7 protein-coding genes are annotated in these 5,396 nt (G+C 65.2%); 6 read left to right on the plus strand and 1 reads right to left on the minus strand.

The genetic code is table 11. The features are described from left to right. Positions 1-155: 155 nt before the first annotated feature. The 3 genes from ABD283_RS12475 to fdxA are packed head-to-tail and all read left to right on the plus strand — an operon-like array spanning position 156 to position 1,434. Positions 156-605 (plus strand): hypothetical protein, encoded by a 450-nt coding sequence (locus ABD283_RS12475; RefSeq protein ID WP_129700666.1) that lies wholly within the window; start codon positions 156-158, stop codon positions 603-605. After that, the gene (locus ABD283_RS12480; RefSeq protein WP_344225324.1) at positions 605-1,066 is read left to right on the plus strand and encodes a pyridoxamine 5'-phosphate oxidase family protein; all 462 of its coding nucleotides are present in this window, start codon (positions 605-607) and stop codon (positions 1,064-1,066) included. The genes ABD283_RS12475 and ABD283_RS12480 overlap by 1 nt, the downstream gene beginning before the upstream one ends. A gap of 35 nt (positions 1,067-1,101) precedes the next feature. Continuing rightward, positions 1,102-1,434 carry a ferredoxin gene (fdxA, locus tag ABD283_RS12485; RefSeq protein WP_129700662.1) on the plus strand — a complete coding sequence of 111 codons (333 nt, stop codon included), beginning with the start codon at positions 1,102-1,104 and terminating at the stop codon, positions 1,432-1,434. A gap of 148 nt (positions 1,435-1,582) precedes the next feature. Here the strand turns inward: fdxA and ABD283_RS12490 are convergent, their stop codons facing one another. Beyond that, positions 1,583-2,266, minus strand: a complete 684-nt coding sequence (locus ABD283_RS12490; RefSeq protein WP_094764235.1) for a Crp/Fnr family transcriptional regulator — start codon at positions 2,264-2,266, stop codon at positions 1,583-1,585. Positions 2,267-2,427: 161 nt separating this feature from the next. Here ABD283_RS12490 and ABD283_RS12495 point away from each other — a divergent pair, with 161 nt between their 5' ends. The 3 genes from ABD283_RS12495 to ABD283_RS12505 all read left to right on the plus strand — a co-directional run bounded on the left by ABD283_RS12495 (position 2,428) and on the right by ABD283_RS12505 (position 5,302). Then, entirely contained in the window at positions 2,428-2,661 is a 234-nt protein-coding gene (locus tag ABD283_RS12495; RefSeq protein ID WP_071644956.1) for a heavy-metal-associated domain-containing protein, read from the plus strand. Between the two features lie 88 nt (positions 2,662-2,749). Further along, positions 2,750-4,750 carry a heavy metal translocating P-type ATPase gene (locus tag ABD283_RS12500; RefSeq protein ID WP_344225325.1) on the plus strand — a complete coding sequence of 667 codons (2,001 nt, stop codon included), beginning with the start codon at positions 2,750-2,752 and terminating at the stop codon, positions 4,748-4,750. Between the two features lie 126 nt (positions 4,751-4,876). Then, positions 4,877-5,302, plus strand: coding sequence for a cupin domain-containing protein (locus tag ABD283_RS12505; RefSeq protein WP_123575383.1), 426 nt, complete (start codon positions 4,877-4,879; stop codon positions 5,300-5,302). The last annotated feature ends 94 nt before the right edge of the window (positions 5,303-5,396 follow it).

Genomic DNA, 5,396 nt, shown 5'->3' on the forward strand with positions numbered 1-5,396 from the left:
TCGTGTCAGCCACGGCCGTCTCCTCTCGGATCAGGCCGGACCCTCACACACCGTTCTTCTGACAGTCCCTGATGCACATCATGTATCCGCCCGGGTGCCCGGACGTAGGGTCGAATAAACGAAATCGGAGTCGTACCACGACGAGGGAGGATCTCATGTCGGCGCACCTGCACCATATCCCTCCCCGTGCTGCTTGTGGGCTGTTCATCCTCAACACCGGATTCACGAAGCGTTCACTGGATGTGGAGGGGGCGACCGGTCTGCGGGACCAGGCGGCCAACGCGTTTCCTGTGCTCAAGAGAGTCGACCCGGTGCTTTTCGGGAAGCTGCTATCGGGTGGTGAGATCCTCCTGGGTGCGGCTTTGCTCGCACCGGTAGTGCCCACGTGGGCGGCTGCGGCCGGTCTGGCCGGGTTCTCGGGGGCCCTGATGCGGGTGTATATGAAGACGCCGGGGATGACGCGGGAGGACGGAATCCGTCCTGCGCCGGCAGGAATGGGCATCGCTCGGGATGTTTTCATGCTCGGCAGCGCCTTGGGTCTGCTCGTGGAAGAACTCACTAGCCGACAGGCTCGACGCAAGATTTCGGGAAAGACGGTGCGGTGATGGATTCGAATCAGGATGTAAAGGAACTCCCGATCAACGCGTGCTGGGCGCTGCTGCGCGCGACCACCGTCGGCCGGCTTGCCGTATGGGTGGAGGACCATCCCGATATTTTCCCCCTCAATTATGCGGTGGATCACGGGACCCTAGTTTTCCGGTCCCGGGAGGGCACGAAAGTCTTCGGCGCGCTATCCGACGCCCCGGTCGCCCTGGAAGTCGACGGATACGACCCACCCACCTCCAAAGCATGGAGTGTCGTGGCGAAGGGCCGCGCCGGCGCAATCAGCCAGGTTCACGACCTGATGGACACCGTGGACCTTCCACTCTTTCCGTGGCAGGCCGGTGAGAAGAAGCGGTTCATTCGCATCCACCCCGACCTGATCACCGGCCGCCGTTTCCCCGTGGCCGACCCTGACATATGGCGAACGCCGCTATCGGACGTCAGACTTGCATCGCCGGAATAGCACGTCCTTCCAGCAAACCCCATGGAGAGTGACCCATGACCTACGTAATCGCCCAACCCTGTGTGGACGTCAAGGACAAGGCCTGCGTCGAAGAATGCCCGGTCGACTGCATCTATGAAGGAGAGCGGTCGCTGTACATTCATCCAGACGAGTGTGTCGACTGTGGCGCCTGCGAGCCGGTCTGCCCGGTTGAGGCCATCTATTACGAGGACGACGTCCCGGACCAATGGGCAGAGTATTACAAGGCCAATGTCGAATTCTTCGACGAACTCGGTTCACCGGGTGGTGCCGTCAAGCTCGGCAACACCGGCCGGGACCACCCCCTGGTTGCGGCATTGCCACCGCAAAACCAAGATATCGGCCTTTAGGTCGGCCCCTTCGCCCGCTTTGCGCCCGTGCCGGGGGAAGCTCGTAGGGAGCAGCCCACACAGGTGACGCCACTGCAAGAAGGTCAAGGGCGGGTTCGAGTTGCACCGGATACTGCCCAGGAGGCCGCCACGCCGCAGCGGCACCGGACTATCGAGGTGTGGCTACGTGTTCAAGCGCATCGATATCGAGAATCGTGACCTCCCGGCGCCCGTGCAATTCGATAAGGCCGGAGGCAGAGAGCGCGGCAAGGCGTCGACTCAGGGTCTCCGGCGTCGTGCCGAGGTACGCCGCGATTTCCTGTTTCGCCATCGGAAGTCTCACCGTGGCCGCTCCGTCCCGCATGGTGCCAGGTAGGTCCAGGAGGTAGGCCGCGACACGGGCATTGACATCGCTGGAGGTGATGGCGGCCAGCAGTCGCTCGACGGAAGAGAGGCGGTCGGAGAGCGTCCGCAGCATCCGCTGACTGATGTCGGGGTAGTCACGAAGTAGGACTGCAAGGTCGGCATGGTCGAACACGCACATCCTGCTCTCTTCCAGCGCGACGGCGAGATCGTTCGGACGGTGGCCCGTCAGGAAGGCACGTTCACCCACAACATCACCGTCGGTCACCGTTCGCAGGATCTGCTCCTGACCATTGGCGGCCGCGTGGCTGACCTTGAGCTGTCCACTGTGCATCACCAGCAGGCGCGAGACCGGCTGTCCGGGCGCATAGACGATCTCCCCCTTTTCGGCGAGTACCGGGCGGGCAAAGTCCGCAACACGCAACTGTTCCTGACGGGTGAGGCCTTGGAAGATCGGGACGCGGGTGACGCACAAGTCATCCTCGGGCATGACAACACTTTATCCCACGCCGACCCGACGCGACCGTAACGGACGGGCCAGCGGCGCTCGGGGAGGAGCCCCGCGAACTTGATCTATGTCAAGGAGTTCGCGGCACGGCGAACCTACGGTGAAGGTGTCAGTAAGAAACACCAAGACGGAAGGATTCCACAATGACCACCGCGACCACAACCCACACCATCCTCCGCGCGGAAGGTTTTTCCTGCCCCTCCTGCGTGGCCAAGATCGAGAAGCAGGTCGGCCGCCTCAAGGGTGTCGAGAACGTGAAGGTCCACTTCGCCTCCGCCCGCATCGAGATCGACCACGACGCCGAGCGCGTTTCGGTGGATGACCTTGTTGCCGCCGTCGTGAAGGCCGGCTACAAGGCCACGCCCGCGGCCTTCTAACGCCAGCGGGCCCCACAGGGCCCGCTCACATTTCCCCCTTCATCCTGCCGGTACGCCGGCTCAAGACGCAGAAAGGTCGTACCCGAAAGTGAACAGGCTCCAGAAATGGGTCTATGGGAACTGGTCCGTTCCCGTCGTGTCCGGCGTGCTCATCATCATCTCGTTCGCCCTCCAGTGGCTGGGCGGGGGTGTCGCCAACCTCGCCGTCAGCCCGCAGTGGTGGCTGGACGCCGGCGCCCACGCCGCGCATGCCAGCGCGGCCTTCACCCTCGGGGATGTCTTCATGATCGCCGCGGCCGCCGTCGCCGGCTACGGGATCGTACTCAAGGCGGTTCGCGCGCTGACCGCCAAGGTCATCGGCATCGACCTGCTGGTGTCGGTTGCGGCGATCGGCGCGGTCATCATCGGCAACTTCTGGGAGGCCGCGGCGGTGACGTTCCTGTTCGCCATCGGCCACGCCCTGGAAGCTGCCACCTTGAACAAGACGCGCTCGGCACTGGCCGAACTGGTCGCTGTCGCCCCGGATTCCGCGATCGTCGTGCGCGAGGGTGAGCAACAGGAGGTCCCTGCCGGGCAGGTGAGAATGGGCGAGATCGTGCTGGTCAAGAACGGCGCGAAGGTCCCCGTCGACGGTCAAGTCGTCTCGGGCACCGGCGCCATCGATGAGGCCTCGATCACCGGCGAGTCGATCCCGGTGGAGAAGGTCAAAGGCGGCCAGGTCTTCGCCGGCACCGTCTCCCGCGGTGGGTTCCTGCAGGTGCTGGCCACCGGCATCGGTGCCGATACCACCCTGGCCCGGATCATTCACCGGGTCGAGGAGGCCCAGGACGCCAAGGCCCGCACCCAGGCGTTCATCGATCGCTTCTCCGGCTGGTACACCCCAGCGGTGATGGTGCTGGCCCTGGCGGCCGGACTGATCTCCGGCGACGTGGTGCTGGCCCTGACTCTGCTGGTCATCGGCTGTCCCGGCGCCCTGGTGATCTCCATCCCGGTCGCGATCGTGGCCGGCATCGGCCGCGCCGCCCGCAACGGCATCCTGATCAAGGGCGGCGAATTCCTGGAGACCTCGGCGAAGATCTCCGCGGTTGCCGTGGACAAGACCGGCACCCTGACCGAGGGACGCCCGCAGCTGACCGACGTCGTCATCCTGGACTCGGCGTTGGAGCGCAGCGAGGTGCTGCGCTGGGCTGCCGCCGCTGAGGCCGGCTCCGAACACCCGCTGGCCCGTCCCATCCTGGACACCGCCCAGGCCGAGGGAGTAGGCCCGCACGGCATCCCCGGCACGGTCACCCCGGTCCCCGGCAAGGGCATCGTGTCCGATGTCGACGGTCGGCGGGTGCTGATCGGTAACCCGCCGCTACTACTCCAGTACGGCGTTGTCGATGACGGCAGCGCCGCCCAGGCGGCGGAATCGCTGGCCGCCGAGGGCAAGACGCCGATGATCGTGGCGGTCGATGACAAGGTGATCGGCGTCGTCGCCGTCGCCGATCAGGTCCGACAGGATGCACCCGAGATGGTCGCCCGCCTGCACCGGGCCGGCGTGGAGAAGGTGGTCATGCTCACCGGTGACACCCGGCTGGTGGCCGAGGCCATCGGGAAAGCCACCGGGATCGACGAGATCCACGCCTCCCTGCTTCCCGAGGACAAGCTGGACGTGGTCGCGCAGCTGCAGCAAGAGGGCCACACGATCGCCATGGTCGGCGACGGCGTCAACGACGCCCCGGCCCTGGCCACCGCGAACATCGGCGTGGCGATGGGGGCGGCCGGCTCGGCCGTAGCCGTGGAGACCGCGGACATCGCCCTGATGGGCGACAACCTGCTCAAGCTGCCGGAAGCTATCGGATTGGCCAAGCGGACCGTGTCCGTCATGCGGCAGAACATCGCGATCGCCCTGATCACCGTGGTGCTGCTGCTGGCCGGCGTCTTCGCCGGCGGAGTGACCATGTCTATCGGCATGCTCGTCCACGAAGCCTCCGTACTGGTGGTCATCGCCAACGCGATGCGACTACTGCGCAACGCCCGCGGCTCCACCACGATGCCGAAGAGCGAGAGGACCACCGGAACAGCGGCGCAACAGGTCAACGCCTGACATCGAATCCGCGTAAGCGGCAAACAGGTACCCAGCCGCTACCGCTCCCGGCGCGGGACACACCGACAAATTCACAACAACGACCCGAACACCGAAAACGAAAAACGCAACTGGAGGAGAGCAATCATGAACGGAAAGAACTTCACCCTGGGAGACAACGTCGAGCATTTCACCATCGCGGACGTGGCCCGGGACAACCCCGATTTCCGGAAAGTCCTGTGGACCGGTGAACACGCCCAGATCGTGGTGATGACCATCCCGCCCGGCGGCCAGATCGGCGACGAGGTCCACGAGCACACCGACCAGATCCTGACCTTCGTCTCCGGCACCGGCGAAGCCGATCTCAACGGCCACACCCACCCCATCGATGCCGGTGACCAATGCGCGGTACCGGCCGGAGCCCGGCACAACTTCCGCAACACCGGCGACGAGCCGCTGGTGCTCTACACCATCTACAGCCCACCGGAGCATGCTGCCGGCGCCGCCTTCGCGACCCGGGAGGAAGCCGACGCCGCCGAAGCCGCCGGTGAGGACGAACCCCCTCGGCTCTGACCCCCATCGTCACGTTATCTAGGGCACTAAGCCTCGATCCACCGACTCAGGTTAGGGCCGGCGGCCGATATCCCGGATCGGCACTGAGCCGTTT

Source organism: Kocuria atrinae, from assembly GCF_039531425.1.
Classification (GTDB): Bacteria; Actinomycetota; Actinomycetes; order Actinomycetales; family Micrococcaceae; genus Kocuria; species Kocuria atrinae.